General features: G+C 37.2%; 21 protein-coding genes, 1 pseudogene and 1 other annotated feature. Of the genes and pseudogenes, 16 read left to right on the top strand and 6 right to left on the bottom strand.

The genetic code is table 11. The features are described from left to right. Positions 1 to 17: 17 nt before the first annotated feature. From AC4BC7_RS13195 to AC4BC7_RS13205, 3 genes are all read right to left on the bottom strand, one after another. A complete protein-coding gene (locus AC4BC7_RS13195; RefSeq protein ID WP_490503063.1) occupies positions 18 to 1,067 on the bottom strand; it encodes an endonuclease/exonuclease/phosphatase family protein in 1,050 nt (349 codons plus the stop codon). Positions 1,068 to 1,132: 65 nt separating this feature from the next. After that, positions 1,133 to 2,791 carry a 2-isopropylmalate synthase gene (locus tag AC4BC7_RS13200; protein ID WP_490503064.1) on the bottom strand — a complete coding sequence of 553 codons (1,659 nt, stop codon included), beginning with the start codon at positions 2,789 to 2,791 and terminating at the stop codon, positions 1,133 to 1,135. Positions 2,792 to 2,843: 52 nt separating this feature from the next. Next, positions 2,844 to 3,082: a binding site (T-box leader), on the bottom strand. 60 nt (positions 3,083 to 3,142) lie between these two features. After that, positions 3,143 to 4,171 carry a M42 family metallopeptidase gene (locus AC4BC7_RS13205; RefSeq protein WP_490503065.1) on the bottom strand — a complete coding sequence of 343 codons (1,029 nt, stop codon included), beginning with the start codon at positions 4,169 to 4,171 and terminating at the stop codon, positions 3,143 to 3,145. A 175-nt stretch (positions 4,172 to 4,346) separates the two neighbouring features. Here AC4BC7_RS13205 and AC4BC7_RS13210 point away from each other — a divergent pair, with 175 nt between their 5' ends. Further along, on the top strand, positions 4,347 to 4,859 hold the full coding sequence (locus AC4BC7_RS13210; RefSeq protein WP_207942270.1) for a VanZ family protein: 513 nt from the start codon (positions 4,347 to 4,349) through the stop codon (positions 4,857 to 4,859). On the opposite strand, the gene AC4BC7_RS13215 is transcribed toward AC4BC7_RS13210, so the two are convergent. Next, positions 4,846 to 5,757 carry an NAD-dependent epimerase/dehydratase family protein gene (locus tag AC4BC7_RS13215; protein ID WP_207942269.1) on the bottom strand — a complete coding sequence of 304 codons (912 nt, stop codon included), beginning with the start codon at positions 5,755 to 5,757 and terminating at the stop codon, positions 4,846 to 4,848. The genes AC4BC7_RS13210 and AC4BC7_RS13215 overlap by 14 nt on opposite strands. A 105-nt stretch (positions 5,758 to 5,862) precedes the next feature. On the opposite strand from AC4BC7_RS13215, the gene AC4BC7_RS13220 reads away from it, so the two are divergent. Continuing rightward, on the top strand, positions 5,863 to 6,396 hold the full coding sequence (locus AC4BC7_RS13220; RefSeq protein WP_207942268.1) for a TetR/AcrR family transcriptional regulator: 534 nt from the start codon (positions 5,863 to 5,865) through the stop codon (positions 6,394 to 6,396). 12 nt (positions 6,397 to 6,408) lie between these two features. Continuing rightward, positions 6,409 to 7,536: a DUF3114 domain-containing protein gene (locus AC4BC7_RS13225; protein WP_490503066.1), complete on the top strand. Its 1,128-nt coding sequence runs from the start codon at positions 6,409 to 6,411 to the stop codon at positions 7,534 to 7,536. A 61-nt stretch (positions 7,537 to 7,597) separates the two neighbouring features. On the opposite strand, the gene AC4BC7_RS13230 is transcribed toward AC4BC7_RS13225, so the two are convergent. Further along, positions 7,598 to 8,125, bottom strand: a complete 528-nt coding sequence (locus AC4BC7_RS13230; protein ID WP_207942267.1) for a type 1 glutamine amidotransferase domain-containing protein — start codon at positions 8,123 to 8,125, stop codon at positions 7,598 to 7,600. A 148-nt stretch (positions 8,126 to 8,273) separates the two neighbouring features. Here AC4BC7_RS13230 and AC4BC7_RS13235 point away from each other — a divergent pair, with 148 nt between their 5' ends. From AC4BC7_RS13235 to AC4BC7_RS13250, 4 genes are read left to right on the top strand one after another with little or no spacing between them, the layout of a single operon-like run. Beyond that, a complete protein-coding gene (locus tag AC4BC7_RS13235; protein WP_207942266.1) occupies positions 8,274 to 8,984 on the top strand; it encodes a gamma-glutamyl-gamma-aminobutyrate hydrolase family protein in 711 nt (236 codons plus the stop codon). A gap of 11 nt (positions 8,985 to 8,995) precedes the next feature. Then, positions 8,996 to 10,240, top strand: a complete 1,245-nt coding sequence (locus AC4BC7_RS13240) for a hypothetical protein (protein WP_490503067.1) — start codon at positions 8,996 to 8,998, stop codon at positions 10,238 to 10,240. Continuing rightward, positions 10,237 to 11,553, top strand: coding sequence for an HD domain-containing phosphohydrolase (locus AC4BC7_RS13245; protein ID WP_490503068.1), 1,317 nt, complete (start codon positions 10,237 to 10,239; stop codon positions 11,551 to 11,553). The genes AC4BC7_RS13240 and AC4BC7_RS13245 overlap by 4 nt, the downstream gene beginning before the upstream one ends. A 12-nt stretch (positions 11,554 to 11,565) precedes the next feature. Continuing rightward, entirely contained in the window at positions 11,566 to 11,961 is a 396-nt protein-coding gene (locus tag AC4BC7_RS13250; protein ID WP_207942264.1) for a GNAT family N-acetyltransferase, read from the top strand. A 41-nt stretch (positions 11,962 to 12,002) separates the two neighbouring features. Here the strand turns inward: AC4BC7_RS13250 and AC4BC7_RS13255 are convergent, their stop codons facing one another. Further along, positions 12,003 to 13,448: an amino acid permease gene (locus AC4BC7_RS13255; protein WP_207942263.1), complete on the bottom strand. Its 1,446-nt coding sequence runs from the start codon at positions 13,446 to 13,448 to the stop codon at positions 12,003 to 12,005. Between the two features lie 361 nt (positions 13,449 to 13,809). Between AC4BC7_RS13255 and AC4BC7_RS13260 the strand changes: the two genes are divergently transcribed. The 9 genes and pseudogenes from AC4BC7_RS13260 (at position 13,810) to AC4BC7_RS13300 (ending at position 21,090) form a co-directional block, all read left to right on the top strand. Next, the gene (locus AC4BC7_RS13260) at positions 13,810 to 15,207 is read left to right on the top strand and encodes an alkaline phosphatase (RefSeq protein WP_490503069.1); all 1,398 of its coding nucleotides are present in this window, start codon (positions 13,810 to 13,812) and stop codon (positions 15,205 to 15,207) included. 156 nt (positions 15,208 to 15,363) lie between these two features. Continuing rightward, positions 15,364 to 15,696, top strand: a pseudogene (locus tag AC4BC7_RS13265) (transposase zinc-binding domain-containing protein); the annotation flags it as partial. Between the two features lie 85 nt (positions 15,697 to 15,781). Further along, positions 15,782 to 16,282, top strand: coding sequence for a Gfo/Idh/MocA family protein (locus AC4BC7_RS13270; RefSeq protein WP_490504436.1), 501 nt, complete (start codon positions 15,782 to 15,784; stop codon positions 16,280 to 16,282). 483 nt (positions 16,283 to 16,765) lie between these two features. After that, a complete protein-coding gene (locus AC4BC7_RS13275; protein WP_490503070.1) occupies positions 16,766 to 17,614 on the top strand; it encodes a PRD domain-containing protein in 849 nt (282 codons plus the stop codon). A 33-nt stretch (positions 17,615 to 17,647) separates the two neighbouring features. Beyond that, positions 17,648 to 17,944 carry a PTS sugar transporter subunit IIB gene (locus AC4BC7_RS13280; RefSeq protein ID WP_490503071.1) on the top strand — a complete coding sequence of 99 codons (297 nt, stop codon included), beginning with the start codon at positions 17,648 to 17,650 and terminating at the stop codon, positions 17,942 to 17,944. Positions 17,945 to 17,969: 25 nt separating this feature from the next. Next, complete coding sequence (locus AC4BC7_RS13285) at positions 17,970 to 19,325, top strand: PTS galactitol transporter subunit IIC (RefSeq protein WP_490503072.1); 1,356 nt, start codon at positions 17,970 to 17,972, stop codon at positions 19,323 to 19,325. 17 nt (positions 19,326 to 19,342) lie between these two features. Then, positions 19,343 to 19,534 (top strand): hypothetical protein, encoded by a 192-nt coding sequence (locus AC4BC7_RS13290; RefSeq protein ID WP_490503073.1) that lies wholly within the window; start codon positions 19,343 to 19,345, stop codon positions 19,532 to 19,534. Positions 19,535 to 19,563: 29 nt separating this feature from the next. Continuing rightward, complete coding sequence (locus tag AC4BC7_RS13295; protein WP_490503074.1) at positions 19,564 to 20,598, top strand: zinc-binding dehydrogenase; 1,035 nt, start codon at positions 19,564 to 19,566, stop codon at positions 20,596 to 20,598. Positions 20,599 to 20,610: 12 nt separating this feature from the next. After that, positions 20,611 to 21,090, top strand: a complete 480-nt coding sequence (locus AC4BC7_RS13300) for a PTS sugar transporter subunit IIA (protein ID WP_490503075.1) — start codon at positions 20,611 to 20,613, stop codon at positions 21,088 to 21,090. Positions 21,091 to 21,095 lie beyond the last annotated feature (5 nt).

The raw sequence follows: 21,095 nt of genomic DNA on the forward strand, positions 1-21,095 counted from the left end.
TACAGCCTCTTTTTGCATTAAGAAAAGGTGATTGTCAGTTTTACCAAGTGATGATCAGTTGCTTTGAAATCTGTATTTTGCGTCTGGATTTCTTCAACGTTTACATTATCTGAAACAATAAAGCCATCAATAACATACACTTGCGAAGTTTCGTAATCGCCTGTATACGCGTCGTTTAATACGCGCACAGTCGGATAGGTATCATCATAAGCAAAACTAAAATGTTCTGGTAAGTCTTTTTTGGCAAAGGTGCCTGCTTGCCAAATGTCTTTACTAACTGTTGGAAACTGGTGACTGCCGTCGAATGTTTGATTGAAATCCCCACCTGCAATGACATAATTTCCTTTTGCGTATTCTTTTGCTAAGAGCTGTGCAAGTTTTTTACTTTGCGCCATTCTTCCTTCGCCACTATCGTAAGCTTCCAAATGTAAATTGAAGATGACGAGTTCTTTGTCACTGCCGGCAATTGGAAAACGGGTTTCTAATAACGCTCGTTTTAAGTTAGACAAGCGGATAGGCCATTTAAAAGGTACTGGCAAGGAAATTCGATTGGCTTGCGTCATTTGATAATCCGTGAAGGTGGCTAAACCACTCGCAACCCGTCCAATTGGTGGTACAGGAATAGGAACAAAATCAACCAAAAAATTATAGGCAAAGACGCTAGCTGTATTTAATTTTTCTTGGAAATAATTTTCTTCGTCAATATAATAAGAACGCTTAGATTGACGGTCCACTTCTTGTAACAAATGAATATCAGCGTTTGCCTGTTGTAAAGTTTGGGCAATTGCTGCTAGATTAGTTTGCACAAATTTTTTATTGGGTGGTTGGACATTGGTTCCGCCATCCATAAAAAAGTCTTCTGTGGCGCTTAGCCCGCCATAACCAATATTATACGTCACAATTGAAAGCGATTGTTTTTCATCAATCGTTTCTTTGCCTACTATTGGAATCAAGGGTTCGATTGCTGCTGGGCGGTATTCATTGATTGAAAGATAGCTAATCAAACTAACAATAACAAGTAACAGGCACAAAAGTGGGATAGTACTGTATTTAAGTAATTTTTTCATTCGTGGACTCCTTTGTCTTCATTCGTATTGTAAGATTATTTGTGAAAAAAAGGAATCCCTAATGACTAAAAAACTTCTAAACGATTCACTGCATTAACCAAAGCTTGAATCGAAGCTTTCACAATATCTTGATGAATACCAGCTCCCCAATACAATTTACCTTGTGAGGCGATGCCAATTTGTGCACAGGCTTGCGCTTTGGAATTATTGCCTAATGAATGTTGCTCATAAACTTCAAGCGTATATGTCGCACCTAAAGTCTTTTTAAGCGCTTGATTCACCGCATCCAAACTTCCAGAACCAGCACTGTGTGTTTCAATGGATTGGTTATCTTTTAAAATAGTTAAAGTAACTTCTTGTGGTGTTCCTTGTGTAAAGCGATAATCCGTAATTTCAAAATGTGGATGGAAATCAACATATAGTTGTAAGAAGGCATCATAAATTTCTTGCGCCGTTAATTCTCGATTGGTGTTATCTGAAATCGCTTTGATGGCATATCCTAATTCTTCATTCATTTTGTAAGGTAATTTAATACCATAGTTGGTTTCAAGTAAATACCCCACGCCCCCTTTACCAGATTGACTGTTAATGCGAATGACATCTGTTTGATAATTTCGACCAATGTCAACGGGATCAATTGGAATATAGGGAACATCCCAAATGTCAATTTGATTTTCTTCACGATATTTCATTCCTTTGGAGATCGCATCTTGATGAGAACCAGAAAAAGCGGTAAAAACCATGTCACCAGAATAAGGTTGTTTTTCTGGGACACTAATTCTCGTTAACATTTCATAACGCTTGCGTATTTCTTCTAGATGGCTAAAGTCTAATTGAGGATCATAGCCTTGAGAATACATGTTCATTGCCAGCGTGATAATATCGACGTTTCCAGTTCGTTCGCCAATACCAAAAAGAGTTCCTTCAACACGATCTGCTCCAGCTAATACACTAAATTCAGCATCACTTACGCCACATCCACGGTCGTTGTGGGGATGAACAGACAAGGTGACTGCCTCACGAAAGTTCAAATGTTTATGAATATATTCAACTTGGCTTGCGAAAATGTGAGGCATCGCATATTCTACCGTCGTTGGAATATTAATAATCGCTTTGTGTTCAGGTGTAGGTTGCCAAATATCTAGGACACTATTACAAATGTCTAAAGCATAGTCGACTTCTGTTCCAGGGAAGCTTTCGGGACTATATTGAAAATAGAAATTCCCTGGTGTTTGTTCGGCCAATTCTTTCACTAAGATGGCACCGTCTAAGGCGATTTGTTTGATTTCTTCTTTGCTTTTACGGAAGACTTGTCTTCGTTGGGCTTCGGAAGTTGAATTATACAAATGAACAATCGCTCGAGGAACACCTTTAATTGCTTCAAAAGTCCGACGAATGATATGTTCACGTGCTTGGGTAATCACCATAATTGTGACATCTTCTGGAATCAAGTTGTCTTCAATTAACGTTCGAACAAATTGAAATTCTGTTTCTGAAGCTGCCGGAAAAGCAACTTCGATTTCTTTAAAACCAATAGCAACTAACAATTGAAACATGGCTAATTTTTCTTCTAAATTCATAGGAATGGCTAAGGCTTGATTACCATCACGTAAATCAACGCTACACCAAACTGGGGCGCGCTCGATCGTTTCTTTTTGTACCCAATCATAGGTTAACTGCGGGGGTAGGTAATATTTTTTCTCGTATTTTGTGTGATTAAACATGTAAATTCCTCCTTCAATAGAAAATAAAAAAGCCTTTCATCTCCAGTAAATTACTGGAGACGAAAGACTCGCGGTACCACTCCTGTTCATGACTAAAAAAGCCATGCCCTCTATCAATCAATGTCGCATTGATTGATTTTTCCAAATAACGGTCGGCTGCCGTCCTTAACTAAATAAATGGTCATTAAGGCTACTTCGAGGCGAGTTCCTTATCTTGCGTTCTTGCTTTTCATCAGCCAGCAAGTTTCTGTTAACGGAACGATAAGTACTACTCCTCAGCAATGTATTTATTGTCTGAATATTCTTATTATAACAAATTTTAGAAAAAGTAACAGGGGTATGTGAGTTTTTTTAATTTTGAATATAAGCTGAGATTAGTTCAAACGTATTTTCAAGCGCATCAACATGTGTCCGTTCCATTCCATGACTGCTTGCAACGCCTGGACCAATTAGTGCAGCACGAATATTGGCACCACCACCTAAAGCAGCAGAAGCATCACTTCCATACATCGGGTAAATATCAACTGCGTAATTCAACTCTTTTTCTTTGGCATAAGTTACGAGGCGTGTGGTCATTTCATAATCGTAAGGTCCAGAAGAATCTTTGGCACAAATAGAGACATCATATTCTGTACATTCTAAATCAAGACCGATACAGCCCATATCGACTGCCAGCAATTCAGTGATATCTGCTGGAATCCACGCTGCACCGTGGCCCACTTCTTCATAAGTTGAGAAAATAAATGTGAGATTGGTTGCAGGAGTAATAGATTCTTGTTTGATTTGCTTTAATAAGCTAACTAAAATGGCGACAGAAGCTTTATCATCTAAGAAACGTGATTTTACAAAACCAGAATCAGTGACGACGACTTTTGGATCGTACGCCACGATGTCACCGTTTTGAATGCCTAACGCTTGGACTTCTTCTTTATTCGTGACACGTTCGTCTAATTTAACAATCAAATTGTCAATATCACGTGCTTTGGTAGACGCATCTGGAAACACATGAATAGAAGGTGTATTGGATAAAATCGTGCCCGTATAAATTTTTTCATCACGGGTAATAATGTCACAATATTCCCCGTCTAATGTAGGTGTGAGCGGACCACCTAATTTAGTTAAAGCTAAGGTTCCATCGCTATTAATGGAACGCACCATTAATCCTAAAGTATCTACATGCGCGCTTAAACCACGCGTTTGTGTCGCATCTTTTCCTTGAACCTGTACCATCAAATTCCCTTTTGGTGTTTGAGTTGTTTCGTAACCGAATGACTCGACTGTTGTTTTGATAAAATCAATGGCATGTCGGGTATAACCAGTGGGACTATTAATTGCTAATAATTCTACTAAAAATGAAAGTGTTTCTTCTTTATTAAACATTCGTGACTTCCTTTCTGTTTGACTCTATCAAACTATAGCATAACTAAAATGAAAACCCAAACAATGCTCACAGGTTCCATTTGTCAGAAAAAACGAAGAATTTCATGATGATTTGAGAATACTCTGGCAGCTAGAATTTGTTAGCATAATTGTAAAGAAATGAAAGGAGATTACTATGAAACGATGGCAAATAATCATATTAAGTAGTTATAGTTTATTGGTTTTGTGGGTCTTATTATTTAAATTCTCATTGTCCCCAGAAGCCATTATAAAATCCGCTATCAATGGAGAAAACCGCATCATCAATTGGGTGCCTTTTATGGCATCGGGTGGTACGAGAGAAATTTTGTTAAATACGCTTGTATTTGTGCCTTTTGGTGTGTTAATCAGTATGCGCGAAACACGCTATCAAGGTCAGAAGATATTGCGCTACAGCTTTTTATTTAGTTTAGCAATTGAAATCAGCCAATATCTGTTAGCGATTGGGGCAACGGATATGACTGATTTACTCACTAATACGTTAGGTGGATATGGTGGGTTTCTTTTGTATGGGTTGTTAGCTAAAATTTTTCCTAAAAAAATACTAGATCCTCTCTTGCTAAGCATAGGAACCGTTGCGGTGTGTACATTTGTTTTTTTAATGATCATAACGTTCAAAGTGAATCACGTGCAACTTAACTATTTCTAGCATCAAGTACCGTTTGTTGCGCATCACGAGGCTGCCAGCCGTAATTGATTGCTTTTTGATTGGTATGCGTATAGCTTCTCCCTAACATTGGGACAAGTGCACGCAAATTTTTAACGAATTTTGCCGCTATTTTCAAACTACTATTTGGTAAAATAATCGGTCGTTGGCCATAAAGGCGACTAATTTGTGCAAACGTTAAATCACCATTTTTTGCCAGAATCCGTTCTCCGATTGTTTCGGAGTTGTTGAGAGCCAACAAATGCAAAGCTGCTAAATCGCGGACGTCAGTTACTTCTAATGAAATTTTTGGCACGAAGCGTGTGTGGTTAATCTGATCAAGCACTTGATTGGAGGAACGATTAGCCGTTAAGGTTGGTCCAAAAATGGCACCTGGTAAAATGGTGGTCACATGCAGTTTATATTTCTGGGCTAGTTCCCATGCTTTTTGCTCGGCAAATAATTTGGAAAGACGATAGGCGTTTAATTCAGGATTTTCAGGATCAGACCAAAAATGTTCATCGATAAATCCTGTTGTCTGAGCAAGGGGTGTGGCCGCAGCTTGACTGGAGGTCATCACAATTCTTTTGACACCAGCTATATGTGCCGCTTCGAAGACATGTTCAACACCAGCCACAGCTTCCTTAATTAAGCGAACATCATTTGCATTTTCATGACCTAAGGGACTAGCCACATGTAAAATGGCATCGACACCGGCCATAGCTTCTACCCACCCATCAGAATGAGTTAAATTTGTTACGACATACGTGAGTTCTTTGAAAATAGTTGGTTGCTTGTTGAAATTTCTAACTGTTCCAACGACATCATGACCTTGGTCGAGTAATTGTTGAATGATATGGGTAGCAACAAATCCGTTGGCACCTGTGACTAATAGTTTCATTTTTTTACCTCCTAGTGTTACACTTGTTATAGATGCTATTGTAGAGAACACAAAACAAAAGAACAAGCAGTGTGACCGCATTTGTGACAGATAGGAGAAAGTGTTATGGCAGCGACGAACTATGCAAAAAATTTAAAGCAAGATAGTAAAAACTGGATCACGATTGCAACCTTAGAATTATTACAGACCAAAAAATTATCCGAGATGACGGTTGCTGAAGTAGCGAAAAGATCAGGTGTTAGTCGCATGGCATTTTATCGCCATTTCACTAATTTGCCACAGGTGTTAACCGAATATTATGAACCAAAATTTCAAAAGATATTTGATCAGACGATTCATAAAATTAGTGAAGAACAAAAGATGACCGACTTAGGCGATTTTTTTACGGAATTGACGCCTGACTTTCAACGTGCGATTGCAGGTGATTACACGATGATTATTTTTCAAATTTTTACTGAACAAATGGCGCGATTTTATGATACCACTACAACTTGGAGTGATTGGGAAAATCCTAAGCGACTATACTGGATTAAGTTCATGTCAGCGGGAATTTTTGAAGTTTGGTTGACGTGGATTCAAACTGGACAAAAAGAGAGTTTGGCAGAAATGACACAATTGATTAAAGCATTCCATGAGTAGGAGGTGGCGAGTATGTGGGGATTGTATCGACAACTAAAAGAGCAGTCGGAAGTTCAGAAGATTAGTCAGCAATTGCAAAGTTCTGGATGGGATCAAGCAGCTATTAAGGGCTATCTTCGTAAAACCATCCAGCTTTCGGATAAAGATTTAGCAGCGAGTATTGCAAATGTTCAAACGTATTATCTGGATACTTTTGCGATTGGCTCACCTATTTATTTAACATTGTATCGTGCTAGTCGCTTGTCAGCTAAAGAAAAAATTCAGCTCATTTTTAATCAATTAGAAGCAGAAATTGATGAATTCCATTTTATGCATTTATTGTCGAACACGTATCAGTTAGATGAAGAATTAGCACCCCATGCAGCTTTTTATGCCTACTTTCGTCGAGATGTATTGCGTGCTTTTCCAACGAAAGAAGGATTAAATAGCGATGAATTAGGAAAAAAAGTCCATTTGTTTCGTACGTACATTGATCGTCAAAACATCACTTATATCCGAACACATTTTCAAGGGACAACTGATTATGAGAAATTACTTGCTTACGGAAAAATCTTTCATCTATCGTTCGATTATACAACAGGTGCCCGCTACCATAATCGTTCAATGACAGCGTTTGATTATCCAAGAAATATGAAAATACAAGTGCCAAAACGCAAAACATGTTTGTGGGGACCAAATGATGCGCGAATGTCGGAATTTATTGTGCGAATTAGCACGGGAGAATTTGTCAGCGAATGGGATATCTATCGCAAATTAGCAAATGGTCGTTATGATAGTCAGCCCAATCATTACGCTGTACCTGAATTGGGACCTGTCGCAAACACTGAATCATTTAATTATGGCTTTTCCTATGGTTCGAACTTTGATGTTTTACCTTGGAATCATTCCCATGAATATCTGGATGTCTTATATCCAATTAATCCCGCCATTCGTCGAAAAGCCTTACGTCATTGGAAAAGTCCAGTGGCATTAAAACAAGCGGGTCCGTATTTAGACATTGTAAAAAAACCACATGATGCCCATGCTTGGCAGCAAATTCCTAAAGTGCAACGTCCTGAAGTGTATCAGTCATATTGCCACTACTGTCAAAAAAAGAAAATCCAGTCAGGTTTTATGAAATATCATAAGAAAAAAATATAACACACGACAAAAACACCCGAACGGTCTGTAAAGAGAGTGTTCGGGTGTTTTATAAGCAAGACTAATTTGAAGCTTCAAGTACTTTAATAAACTCACGCATATAGTCTGGTAGATCAGGTGGTCTTCTACTTGAAACGATGTGTCCGTCTGTAATTGCAGGAGTATCAACCCAAGTAGCGCCTGCATTTGTCATATCGTCTTTGATACCTGGTGTACTTGTGACAGTTTTTCCTTGTAAAATGTTGGCAGAAATTAATACCCAACCAGCATGGCAAATTTGACCAATTGGTTTTTTGTGCTCATCCATATATTGAACGAACTGAATTACCTCAGGGAAGCGACGTAATTTATCAGGCGCCCAACCTCCGGGTACCAAAATGGCATCGTAATCTTCTGGGTTCACCTCATCAAAGGCATAATCAGATTCAGCGGGTACGCCGTATTTACCGATATACGTTTTCTTTGCTTCTTGTCCGACTAAATCAACTTGTGCACCTTCTTCACGTAAACGATGAACAGGGTACCATAGCTCTAAATCTTCGAAATCGCCATCAATTAAAGCAATAACTTTTTTGTTTTCTAAGCGCAAAACTATCCCTCCATTTCTTATTTGTTATATAGTCAGTGTAACAGAGTCAATCATAAATGACGATTGAAAAGATTAGCTTATTATGATGAATTTTTGGAAAATTCATACTATACTAATAATTATTTGAGTGAAAAAAAGGAGAATGTGTATGTCAGCTATTATAGGTGTAATGCCATTATATGATTCAGAAAAAGAAAGTATTTGGATGCTGCCCAATTATTTAGAATTAATTGAGAAAAATGGTGGCATTCCGCTGATTTTACCATTGACAAATAAGCAAGAGACCTTGGATTATTTCCTTCAAACTTGCGATGGTTTTTTATTTACAGGTGGACAAGACGTCTCACCTACTCTTTATGGAGAAGCAATGCGGGAGACTTGTGGAGAAAGTTGTGTATTACGTGATGAAATGGAAACCTATTGTTTACAGCAGGCACTCGCATTAGATAAACCGATATTAGGTATTTGTCGAGGCTTGCAGTTGTTGAATGTTGTATTGGGTGGCACACTTTATCAAGATTTACCAACAGAATCTTCGAGCGCGTGTCAGCATCAAATGATTGCTCCTTATAATCGCGCTCAACATAAGGTAACGATTCTTCCAGATAGCTTATTGTTTACGATTTTAGGAAAAACTCAAGTTGGAGTGAATAGTTATCATCATCAAGGAATTAAAAGATTAAGTCCCCAATTAAAAATTGCCGCAACGGCTAGTGACGGGTTGATTGAAGCCGTTTATATGTCAAATAAACGCTTTGTTTTAGCTGTTCAATGGCATCCGGAATTTTTTGAAGCAGTTACTAAGGAGAACCAACACTTGTTGCGCTATTTTCTTGGCCGATGTGTCAGAACTACGTAAAGGAGACGCGTATGATACATGAGAAGAAAAAAGGAATTTATAATCTGAAAAACTTTTTTAAAAGAGAATTTAGCCGTTACAGCATGCTGATTTTAATAACGTTTATTGGCATTTTAGTTACTTTGTTGTATCTCGAAAAACGAAGAGTTGATGCCGAATACAACAAAACAGTATCGGAAATTTTAAGAGTACGAACAGAAGGGGATGCCAAGCATATTGAACATGCAATTGAAAGAAATCAAAATTCATTGCACGCTGTCGAAGCGATGTATCAATTGCTAAAAACAGAAGGGAAAGTCTCCTCGCCAGAAGAATTTTTAAAATACCGCAACAATGATGATTCAGTTCGCCGGGTTGAATATGCCACAATGGCAATGATTTTAAAGGATGCTGAATCAATGTTAGGAGAACAAGAAAAACAAGAAATTCCGAGTCGATTTGCAGAAGGTGAAATTGTCGTTAGCACCATTCATTATGATGAAAAACTAGCGAATGATAGGATGACTATTTTGTTACCAATTGAAGAAGAGGGGAGTGTTATTGGAGCATTTTATTCTTATGTGAATGTGACTGATTTATTTTTAGAAATGTATAATATTGCGATGTACTCTAGCATTAAAAGTGTCATTTTAGCAGCAGATGATAAACTGATTTATAGCGATTACGATAAATATCAAGGCGAAAATTTACTTGATACGTTACAAACCTTGCGTCTAAATAAAACAGAAAGAGCCGAACTAAGGCAAATGATGCATGCAGATAAACTAACTAGCACAGTCATCGCACAAGCTGACAAAAATTACTATATCACTGCGGTACCGCTAAAGGTAAATGATTGGCAGCTCATCTCATTTGTACAAGATACAGATATTCTTTTAGGTTCAGAAAGTGTTTTTAATGATATGGTGCGCATCAGTAGTTTGACGCTGTTATTGACAGTCGGAGCCGCTTTGACAATCTATTTCCAGCTATTAGTAAATCGTGAGCGCTTGAAAAAAGAAACCAAACGTTTACAAGCTAGTCAGGACAAGCTACAACATGAGCAAAAAACAAAAAAGCAATGGGTCCAGCGTTGGGAGAAGTTATTCTCTGAAAGCAGTGTGCTCAATGTAATCATTAATGGTAAAACCTTGGAAATTGAAGATGTCAATCAATCAGTCATTGATGCATTTGGAGGAGTCAGAGAAAATTTTATCGGACAAAAGCCGAACAAATTTATCTTGCTGCCTACACAAGTTTTAGAAGAAAAATTATGAATCGCATTTCTGAAAAATTGACAGGTTGGACACGTGACGATGTTTATGGAAAAGATTTTTCTGAAATATTTGAACTACGAAATGAATTGAACGGAAAATTAATCGAAAATCCAATTAAACAAGTTTTGCAAACGGGAAAAAGCATCGAAATCAACCAAGCTGAACTAATCAACCGTGTGGGAAAAAGAATCCCAATTGCTGATAGTACGGCGCCAATTTATATGGATGATAATAATTTATCAGGAGTAGTGATGGTCTTTCGAGATGTGACAGAAGAGCGGCAAACGCAACGTGAAATTGAATATCTAAGTCGCCATGATGCGATGACGGGTTTGCACAATCGTTATTCTTTAGACAGAACTGTTACTACGTTAGAAGAGAAGCAACAAGCAACTTCGGTTATTATGATTGATGTGAATGGGTTGAAAATGACGAACGATGTTTTCGGGCATCATGTGGGCGATAAGTTGTTACGGCAAGCGAGTCGTTTGTGTGCGCAATATTGTGATGAGCAAGCTTCAGTCATTCGTTATGGTGGCGATGAATTTTTAATTATTTTACCGAATCAAGCGATTGAGGAAGCCGAAGCGATCATTCAAAATATTCAACAAACAGAAGTCATTGTCGAAGGGAGTAACTTGCCACTTAGTTTGTCTTTAGGTTGTGCGAGCGCATCAGGAGAGGTTGGCAGTATCCATGCGGCAATTCAAGAGGCTGAAAAAAATATGTATCAACAAAAACTACTGAATAGTAAGAGTTATCGAAATGGTATTATTAGTACCTTATTATCAACGATATATGAACGAAGCTCTGAGACAGAAACGCATTCGAAGCGTTTGGAGACCTATAGTACTGCCATAGCGCAAAAATTGGAATTATCTTCTAAAGACAAAGATGAATTAGCACTGCTGTCTCTCTTACATGATATTGGCAAAGTGGGGATTAATTTAGATATTTTAAACAAACCAGGTAAATTGACGGAAGAAGAATGGCAAGAAATGCGTAGACATACGGAGATTGGGTATCGTATTGCCCGTGAAACGCCAGAATTAGCCGGCATTTCTGAGCTGATTCTTTCTCATCATGAGCGTTGGGATGGAACTGGCTACCCACATGGATTAAAAGGGGAAGAAATTCCGTTACCTTGTCGAATTATTAGTGTAGTCGATGCCTATGATGCGATGACGCACAATCGAGTCTATCGTTTGGCAATGAGTAAAAAAGAAGCCTTGACAGAAATTAGACGGAATAAAGGAACACAGTTTGATCCAATGATTGCTCAAATTTTTATTGATTTAGTTAACGTGGAGTAAAGGAGAGAGGAAATGATCGTAGAGTATGTCACTGATAAATTAATTACACCAAATGAAATTGCTGACTTACGTCAAGCAGTGGGCTGGAATCGCTTGGAGGAAGAACTCAATCGTCTTGATTTGGCTGATTTTTTGCGAATTGCTTGCTACGATGCGCAAAAATTAGTTGGGTTTCTTTCAGTAGTCAGCAATGGTGCAACGGATGCCTATATTCAAGATGTAATGGTCGCACCGGATTATCAAGGACAAGGAATTGGAAGCACCTTGATGACGATGGCCATTGCTAAGCTAAAAGAACAAAAAATATACATGATAAATGTCATTTATGATGACTCTTTACGCAACTATTATGAAAAATTTGGTTTTTATTCCGTGCTGGCAGGACAAATGGCGTGCCACTATACATGAAAAAAGGAGCTTGGGTAGAAGTACCCAAGCTCTAGTTGCTTTTATTGAATTTTTGTTTGTGAAGAACGACGTGCAATAATTGGTAAAAGAGCGCCGATTAAAAGAAAAACAACTGGGGTTAAAAGATTTGAAGTCAATTGGAACCACCATGTTTTGGAGCTTAAATCCATCTCCATCTTAGGGACAATTCCTAAAATACAAGCAAAAGCAGTGAATAAGAAGCACCATAATCCAATGGCAAAACCAATTTTGGGATTTTTGACAAATTTGTATTCAGATTGATAATTTTTTGAAGCTTTATTTAACATCATATAAGCAAAGAACACCCATAAATAACGTAAGGGCATCACGACTGAATTTAAGTTGGTCATCCATTTTACAAGCTCTTGCATACTGCTAATACCGAAAATCGGTAGCAAGATTAAAATGCTCACTAAAATTCCTGTTAGTAAGTAACCATTTTTTAGGGTACCTTTGGCCGTTTTCTTTCTTAACCAAGCGGGTACGTACATAGGGTCGGCATCCGCTAATAAAATTTTTAACGGTGCATCAATGGAGAAAGCTAACGCTGAAATTTGTCCAATAGTATTGGTTAGCGCATAAATAATCATTAACGTGTTTCCTACACCATAATACGCACCTAATTTTTGGAAAGCAGTATAGGCACCATTCGCCATTAAGTCAGCTGGAATATTGTTACTAGTAAACAACATCCCCATTGCAACGGAACCTAAAATCGCGCTTAAACCAACCATCGATGCTAAGAAAATCATTCCTTTTGGAAACTCTTTGGCTGGATTTTTGGTTTGATTGACATAAGGAGAAATTTTTTCTGCTCCTCCTACTGCGAAAACCAGCATGGAAATCGTTGTAAAATAAGAAAAATCAAATTTAGGAATATAAGAGCTTAGTTTGTTCATATCAGGTGTTGCAAATTCAATATTGGAATGAATAGCGGGTGCGCCGATTGCTAACAGAATGAATAAAATAGACATAATAAACATGGCTGTTCCAGCAAGTCCGCCAATTACTTTCAACGTTGATAAACCTTTAGTTGATAAGTAAAGAAAAGCAAGAAAAATAATTAAGCTAAGGATCGAAATAAGTTGCATAGGCATATCTGAAATAAACGTGCCATCACGTTTGACAGCCCAACCTAAAGCAATCAAGATGCCTTGTGGTTTTTGTGCTAAATAGGGAATATGGACGACCCAATATGTCCAAGCAGCATAAAAGGCTAACTTTTTGGTCGTGGTATTTTCAATCCATGAACTGACACCCCCGGGACTATCTTTGAAGGTTGATCCTAATTGTCCGACAATTAATGCATAGGGAATAAAGTAGAGAACGAGGATAATGATCCATGAAGTAACGACAGAAAGACCTTGTTGGGCATAGTTATTCACGACATTTCCTAATCCCCAAACCATACTAAAGGCAATCAGCCCTACGTTGGTCCATCGCAACTGTTTTGTGTTTGCTTCCATTTTTGAAAACTCCTTAAATAAAATTAGTTGTATTAAAATAACAAATAATAAAATAAAAATAATCTTTATTTGTTATTTTAGTACGAAGATTAATATCCTTTTCGATTATAGTCTTATCTGTACAGCCGTCAATATTTTTTAAGAAATACTCATTTTTCTTCTAATAAATGGAAAGTAATAAGGAAAAACAAGTTATTTATTAATAACAAATTATTTGGTTGTTATAATTTTGTTGAAAAAATATAATATTCCAAAAAAACAAAAAATATACAAAATTTACAGCTTGTTTACTGGATATTGATTACAACTTAATAATCCTTTGTTATTTTTGAGAGGTAATAGATAGAGGAGGAAATGTTCAATGAAAAAAAGTACGTTAGGAATGAGTTTACTTAGTTGTCTAGTCGTAGGAGGCGTTGTTTCTACAACTGTTTTAGCTAGTAGTAACAAAGAAAATGCCCCTACAGAAACGACGCAAGAACATCCTAAAAACATTATTTTTATGATTGGCGATGGTATGGGTGTTTCATATACATCTGCTTATCGCTATTTTAAAGAAGGAAATGAAAAAATTGCTCCCGATACAGTTTTTGATCGTTATTTAGTGGGACAACAAGCAACGCATCCAGAAGACCCAGAAGAAAATGTCACGGATTCGGCCGCAGCTGCAACCGCTATGTCAGCAGGTGTAAAAACCTACAATAATGCGATTGCTGTCGATAATGATTTATCAGATACACCGACTGTTCTAGAACGTGCCAAAGAATTAGGCAAGTCGACAGGATTGGTTGCAACTTCAGAAATTACCCATGCAACGCCGGCAGCTTTTGGCGCACACGATGAATCACGTAAAAATATGAAGGAAATAGCAGATGATTACTTTGATGATTTGACCAACAATCAGCACACCGTTGACGTTTTGTTGGGTGGTGGCTTAGATTATTTTAAACGTGAAGACCGTGATTTAGTAAAAGAATTTGAAAAAAGTGGATACAGCTACGTGACCAATAAAGATGAATTATTAAAAGATGATACTGAAAAAGTATTAGGATTGTTTGCACCAGAAGGCTTACCGAAAATGATTGATCGAAAACAAGAAACACCCTCATTAGCAGAGATGACCACGGCTGCGATTGAACGTTTGGGCCAAAACGATGAAGGTTTCTTTCTAATGGTAGAAGGAAGTCAAATTGACTGGGCAGGTCATAGTAATGATGTAGTTGGCGCGATGAGTGAAATGCAAGATTTTGAGGCAGCTTTTGAAGCAGCGATTAAATTTGCTGAAAAAGACGGCAATACTTTAGTAGTGACAACTGCCGATCATTCAACAGGAGGTTTCTCTATTGGCGCCAATGATGAATATAATTGGTTAACTGAGCCACTTCATGCAGCAAAACGGACACCTGATTTCATGGCGAATGAAATTTTAAATGGAGCGTCTGCGAAAGAAGTCCTTGAAAAATATATTGACTTTGAACTAACCAAAGAAGAATTAGCAATGGTGACCAAAGTTGAAAAAAGCCAAGAGTTAGAAGAAATTGCCGTACCGATTCGTAAAATTTTCGATGCCCGTTCGAATACAGGTTGGACAACAGGCGGACATACAGGGGAAGATGTGAACGTCTATGCTTATGGTCCAAAATCAGAAGCATTTGCTGGACGGATTGATAATACCGATCAGGCAAAATTAATTTTCAATCTACTTGAGGGGAAAGACGGCAAAGCTAAAATTAACGACAAAGATATTCCGAAAAATTAAAGATTCATCCAGATAAATGCTTAGAAAAACGAGGTTTGTTTTTCTAAGTGTTTTTTTAACATTAAAGGGATTATAACTTTTTAGAGTGGTCAAAAGCTTTTCATCATAAGCTTTTGACCACTTTTCATTTGTCCGAAAACTTTGTAAAATAGAAGAATGAAAAAGAATCTTCTTCAAGCTATCTTTTTTGATGATTATCAGAATTGGAATCGTTTCATAGAAAAGTATGGACGAAGGATTCTTCCTGTCGTAAAGAAAGAAGTCAACAAGTTTCGTTATTGTAGGGATATAAGCAAAGGGTATCGGTTATTTGTTTGTGACGGGTCTCATAATCCCAAAAGGGTTCCACTAAGTTACAAAGGGAAATTTTGTCCCACTTGTTCTGTTGGTAAGAGCCAGAGATGGGCTGAGGTAACAGCGAACAGTTTGTTTCGAGTAGTGCGCCGTCATGTTGTGTTTACGATAGATGCAGGATTGTGCGACAACTTTAAACATTCCTAAAGCTTATAGAAGCTACCAGGAATTATATGCAGATGAATTGTTTCATTTAACCAAAGAGCGTCAGTTATTCTTAATGGAAGCACAAAAAGCAGTTCTTTTGCCAGTTACTCAATGGGTAAAAGAACAACTGCAAGCTGAAAAAATTGGACCGGTACGATATATTCGTTCAACCACAGTCTATCCTAACGTGGATCATATCAGCTGGTTTCGTTCGTTGGAAGCAGGTGGTGGGTCATTTCATGGCTCTGGCGGATATCCTGTACAGTACATGTTGCACTTATTTGATACAGAGATTCATGAAGCAGCCGGTACTGCATTAATGAATCTCAATGAGACAGACACACAATGCGATATAAGTCTATTGCTTGAAAATCAACTACAGACCAATATTTTTGTGTCGACGCATATGAATTTACCAAGTGAATTTATTTTATATGGAGAAAAAGGGAAGATAGTTGTACCGAATTTTTGGAAAGCAGATACTGCTCAATTACATCTAGATGAGGAAGTACACTTCTCTTATCAAAGTGAATTTGTATATGAAATCAACCATATCAACGGATTTTGTGTATAAATCTGAATTGTTTATGAAAACATGAAACAGAATTACGGTAGTTAAATGGAATTGGACATCAAAAGTACAAACAATTATTGATTATCGTGAAGAGAAGAGAGTATTTTCTATAATTGACGAACTCAAGCAAGTCAATGTTTTTTGGTGAAAAGACGGTTGAAACTCAATCAAGATATAAGTAAAGTACGCCTTGATTGGATGAAAATTTTGAAGAAAGTTTTTTCATATTGACGTTTTAGAATTTTTCTTAAATTTTTAAGAGGCGACTATGTGTTGAAATTGTTATTTAAAGAAGAAAAAAATAAAAATTAAGGATTGACATTAAAGAGAAATGAGTTATAATGAAAGCGTATTCAATATATATTTTCATATAAAACCTTATGTAGAGTGTAACTGTTCAATCAGGCATTACTATGAGTTCGGAGTTTTTTTCGATACTTGTAGTGATGCTTTTTTTATTTTTTTGGAAAGGAAGGGCGATAAATGGAAGTTATACAATCTTATAATCAAAATGCTGTATCCGTTATCGACGAAAGCGGTAAAGAACTTGTTTTGATTGGAAGGGGGATTGGATTTGGTAAGAAGAAAGGAGATATGATTGATATTCGCAAAGCCTCTAAAATTTTTCGATATTATTACTCAAATTATGAGAAAAAAATCGTGGATTCGTTGATTGAGATTCCCGAAGAGATTTTATTGATGGCAGAAGAGATTACATCAGGTGCTAGCAAAATTTTAGAAGAACAATTAAGCCCGGCTTTCCTATTTTCTTTATCGGCTCATATTCAGTTTACACTGGAGCGAACAAAGGAATATGGAGAAATTGTCAATCCTTTGAATTATGAGCTGAAATACATTTATCCGAAAGAATATAGTGCTGCTGAATGGGCAGTCAAGTATTTGAGAAATACTTATAATTTAGAACTCTATGATTCAGAGATAACCTTCTTTACCCTTCATTTTGTGAATGGTCTTCAAAGCACTGGGCAATTTAATGAAGTAATGGAATTAAGTAACATCTTGGGTGATATTACTCGAATCATCGATGAAGAGTTCCAATTTCCAATTAATAAAGAATCCATGTACTATTCACGTTTTATTTTGCATCTAAGGTATTTTGTGATGAGAAAACTAAGTGGAGGAAATCTGACGAATGAAGATATTCAAGATTTATATGAGTATGTTTCCCAAAGATTTGATGAAGCCAATCGTATTGTTCGTAAGGTAGATCATCTATTGAAAACAAAGTATGAATTTGATTTTGATTATGATGAAAATTTGTATTTGCTACTACATGTTCAGCGTCTGATTGATGACAATAGTCGAGTGTAATCAAAAAATTTAGATAGAGAAAGGTTGAGGAAGATGAAATTAATTATTGTAGCTTGTGGCGGAGGAATTGCAACATCGGCAACTGTGGCAACGAAAATTAATGATCGATTGCGAGAGTTGAAACTTTCAAGTAAAGCAAAGGTGGAAGCAGTAGATATCAAATCGCTAGATACACATATTTCAACTGCAGATTTATATGTTTCTATAACACCCATGGCGAAAAAAAAGAAGGAATACAGTATTCCAACAGTTAACGGAATTACCTTTTTAACAGGTGTGGGAGCAGATGAAACAATGGAGGAAATTATACGCTCATTGAAATTAAAATAAAGATGTTTTATAGGGAGGAATAAAAATGGATTTACTAGCAAAGATTTTTCAAAGCATTCTTGATATGGGAGCAGCTGTTTTTCTACCTATTGTATTGACAATCATTGGAATTATCGTTGGCTTAAAACCAACAAAGGCATTTTCTTCTGGACTGACGTTAGGTGTTGCTTTTATAGGAATTGGGTTAGTAATTGACTTTATGGGTGGAACTGTAGGTACTGCTTCTCAGGAATTTGTGACGAGTCTTGGGATCCAGTTAAACGCTCTGGATATGGGGTGGGCGCCAGCTCTAGGGTTAGCCTGGACTTGGAAATATGCATTTATCATGTTCCCAGTGCAAATCGGTATCAATATATTGATGCTAATTATAGGCTGGACGAATACGTTGAATGTAGATATGTGGAATGTAGCAAATAAAATTTTTACGGCTTACATTGTTTCAAGTGTAACCAACAATGCGATTATTGGTTTTGCAGTTGCGGTGGTACAAATCATAGCAGAGTTGAAAAATGCTGATGCGACAAAAAATCAGCTACAGGAATTGACAGGGATTCCTGGTGTTTCTATGCCGCATCCGATGTTTTTATCAAATATTATTTTTTATCCTGTTAGCAGGTTACTAGACAAGATTCCATTTATGAGAAAGACCGTTAATGTTGAAACAATGCAAGAGAAAATTGGTATTTTTGGTGAAACGCATGTTATGGGCTTCGTTATTGGAACACTTGTTGGGTTATTCGGCGGGCAAGGGATTCAGTCATTGATGACGGGGGTACAGGCTGGTGCCGCTTTGACCTTGTTCCCAATGGTATCAAAACTATTTATGACAGCACTTACACCAATCTCGGATGCTGCCAATAATTATATCAAAAAACAATTTCCAGGGAGAGATTTGGTTATTGGCTTGGACTGGCCAATACTAGCAGGAAATTCAGAAATCTGGGTAGCGATTATTTTGACGATTCCTGTTGCTTTAGGCATTTCATTGATTCTACCGGGAAATATTGTCTTACCTTTTGGAAACTTGATGAATGTTTGTGTTTGTGCAGCAGCATTTATCAGTTGTAAAGGAAACTTGAAAAAAATGTTGTTCATCAGTTGGATTATGGTACCGATTTTGCTGTGGTCAGCAAGCTCTTTTGCACCAATGTTGACACAGTTGGCAATCGAGAATGGCACTTCTTTACCAGAAGGTCAATTGATGGCATGGTGGGGAATGGACATTGCAGAGATTCGCTGGAGTATCGTTGAGGCATTGCAAGGGAATATATTTGGTTACCTTGCTGTTGCAGTCATTGCTTTACTATCTGTCTTCTATTTTAAATGTCAAAAACAAGAAGAATATGAAGCTGGTGTTCGTATGGGATCAATAGAAGAATAACAAAAGGTGTGAAATAAATGAGAGCGATTTTGTGGTATGGAACAGTAATACTGGCAACATTGATGCTTGGTCTAGGAATTTTATTAAAGAGTGCGACTGCTACGGCCATTTGTGTTGCTTTGTGTATTTATCTGAAAAAAACAAGCCAGACAGTAGATATCCCCAATATTTATAAAAAAATGGGTGTATCCAATAGAATGTTTAAATAACTATTTTAACAGAAGGAAGGACAAAATTTATGAAAAGAGTAATGTTCTATGCGCCAAAAGATATTCGAGTAGAAGAGGCAGAAATTCCAAAACCTGGATACGGAGAAGTTGTCGTTAAAAATGAATTGACACTGACTTGCGGAACAGATGTAAAAACCTACATGAGAGGATATCGTTATGACCCACCTTTTTCTATGGGACATGAGACATCTGGTGTCGTTTATAAGGTAGGTGAAGGAGTCACAAAATTTAAAGTAGGGGATCGTGTTGTACCACACAATTCAGCTCCTTGTAATCACTGTTACTATTGTAAAAATGGGTTACATTCATTGTGTGAAGATTTGATACAGAATCAGTTCGAAAATGGCGGGTATGCAGAATATCAACTGATTCCTCAACCAATCGTAGAACAAAACATGTTTTTAATTCCAGAAGGGATGAGTTATAAACAAGCTGCATTGTTAGAACCATTGGCGTGTGCTGTTTATGGAACCGCCAATGTGCCAATCAAATTAGGAGATACAGTCTGTGTCAATGGTTGCGGACCAATCGGTTTAATGTTTATCCGACTCGCTTATTTACGTGGTGCTCGAGTTATTGCCTGCGATTTATCTGAAAAACGTTTGGAAGTAGCGAGAAAGTTAGGTGCAGTTGAAACGGTCAATATTACGGAAACTGAGGATCAAGTAGAGGCAGTAAGGAATTTGACAGAAGATCAACGTGGAGTTGATGCAGTCATTGAAGCAGTTGGATTGCCTGAAGTCTGGGAATTGTCGATCGATATGGTTCGTAATGGCGGATTCGTTCTTTGTTTTGGCGGAACCAAGAAGGATGTGAAGGTACCAATTGATACGACACGCTTGCACTATGGTCAAATCACTTTAAAAGGTGTTTTCCATACGACTCCTGAGCATGTCAATCAAGCATTTGAATTGTTGAAAATGAATGCAATCCAAGCCGATGATTTTGTACAAAATGAATATAAGATTGAAGAAATTGAGCACGCAATCCTTGAGCACGCAGCAGGAGATGTGATTAAAAATTGTATTCTATATACAAATTAGGGTGGTAAAAATATGGAAAAATTCGATTTTGAAGATTTACTTTACGAGGATTTAGTTTTTACGGCATTTGATGCTACAGATATGGAAGATTTGATTCACAAATTAAGTCAAATTATTGAAAAGAGAGGATATGTGACCACAGATTATGCCCTAGATGTGATTGAGCGAGAGAAAAAATATCCTACAGCATTACCTACTAAAGTAATGCAAGTAGCGATTCCGCATGCCGAGAATAGCAGAAATGTGCTCATTCCCTCAATCGTAATTGCTAAATTAGCACATCCGATTTTATTTATGGAAATGGGGAGTTTTGATCAGCAAGTAGAAGTAAATCTAGTCTTTTTGTTAGCAGTAAAAGGGAGTAAAACGCAGTTGAGTTTGTTACCAAAACTGATTAGTATATTTTCAGATCAGGAAGAAATGTATAAGCTGGAAAAAGCACAAGATGGCAAGGAGATTATTAAAATCATCAAAGAAGCTGCAAATAAATAGGAGGT

Source organism: Enterococcus sp. AMC1623, from assembly GCF_058216495.1.

What these genes read in the sequence shown, in the direction of transcription:
- AC4BC7_RS13250 (WP_207942264.1), top strand. Translation starts at nt 11,566, where the DNA reads ATGATCGTAGAGTATGTCACTGATAAATTAATTACACCAAATGAAATT.
- AC4BC7_RS13215 (WP_207942269.1), bottom strand. Translation starts at nt 5,757, where the DNA reads ATGAAACTATTAGTCACAGGTGCCAACGGATTTGTTGCTACCCATATC.
- AC4BC7_RS13275 (WP_490503070.1), top strand. Translation starts at nt 16,766, where the DNA reads ATGGAAGTTATACAATCTTATAATCAAAATGCTGTATCCGTTATCGAC.
- AC4BC7_RS13195 (WP_490503063.1), bottom strand. Translation starts at nt 1,067, where the DNA reads ATGAAAAAATTACTTAAATACAGTACTATCCCACTTTTGTGCCTGTTA.
- AC4BC7_RS13200 (WP_490503064.1), bottom strand. Translation starts at nt 2,791, where the DNA reads ATGTTTAATCACACAAAATACGAGAAAAAATATTACCTACCCCCGCAG.
- AC4BC7_RS13255 (WP_207942263.1), bottom strand. Translation starts at nt 13,448, where the DNA reads ATGGAAGCAAACACAAAACAGTTGCGATGGACCAACGTAGGGCTGATT.
- AC4BC7_RS13210 (WP_207942270.1), top strand. Translation starts at nt 4,347, where the DNA reads ATGAAACGATGGCAAATAATCATATTAAGTAGTTATAGTTTATTGGTT.
- AC4BC7_RS13285 (WP_490503072.1), top strand. Translation starts at nt 17,970, where the DNA reads ATGGATTTACTAGCAAAGATTTTTCAAAGCATTCTTGATATGGGAGCA.
- AC4BC7_RS13300 (WP_490503075.1), top strand. Translation starts at nt 20,611, where the DNA reads ATGGAAAAATTCGATTTTGAAGATTTACTTTACGAGGATTTAGTTTTT.
- AC4BC7_RS13235 (WP_207942266.1), top strand. Translation starts at nt 8,274, where the DNA reads ATGTCAGCTATTATAGGTGTAATGCCATTATATGATTCAGAAAAAGAA.
- AC4BC7_RS13225 (WP_490503066.1), top strand. Translation starts at nt 6,409, where the DNA reads ATGTGGGGATTGTATCGACAACTAAAAGAGCAGTCGGAAGTTCAGAAG.
- AC4BC7_RS13245 (WP_490503068.1), top strand. Translation starts at nt 10,237, where the DNA reads ATGAATCGCATTTCTGAAAAATTGACAGGTTGGACACGTGACGATGTT.
- AC4BC7_RS13280 (WP_490503071.1), top strand. Translation starts at nt 17,648, where the DNA reads ATGAAATTAATTATTGTAGCTTGTGGCGGAGGAATTGCAACATCGGCA.
- AC4BC7_RS13290 (WP_490503073.1), top strand. Translation starts at nt 19,343, where the DNA reads ATGAGAGCGATTTTGTGGTATGGAACAGTAATACTGGCAACATTGATG.
- AC4BC7_RS13270 (WP_490504436.1), top strand. Translation starts at nt 15,782, where the DNA reads ATGGAAGCACAAAAAGCAGTTCTTTTGCCAGTTACTCAATGGGTAAAA.
- AC4BC7_RS13220 (WP_207942268.1), top strand. Translation starts at nt 5,863, where the DNA reads ATGGCAGCGACGAACTATGCAAAAAATTTAAAGCAAGATAGTAAAAAC.
- AC4BC7_RS13240 (WP_490503067.1), top strand. Translation starts at nt 8,996, where the DNA reads ATGATACATGAGAAGAAAAAAGGAATTTATAATCTGAAAAACTTTTTT.
- AC4BC7_RS13260 (WP_490503069.1), top strand. Translation starts at nt 13,810, where the DNA reads ATGAAAAAAAGTACGTTAGGAATGAGTTTACTTAGTTGTCTAGTCGTA.
- AC4BC7_RS13295 (WP_490503074.1), top strand. Translation starts at nt 19,564, where the DNA reads ATGAAAAGAGTAATGTTCTATGCGCCAAAAGATATTCGAGTAGAAGAG.
- AC4BC7_RS13205 (WP_490503065.1), bottom strand. Translation starts at nt 4,171, where the DNA reads ATGTTTAATAAAGAAGAAACACTTTCATTTTTAGTAGAATTATTAGCA.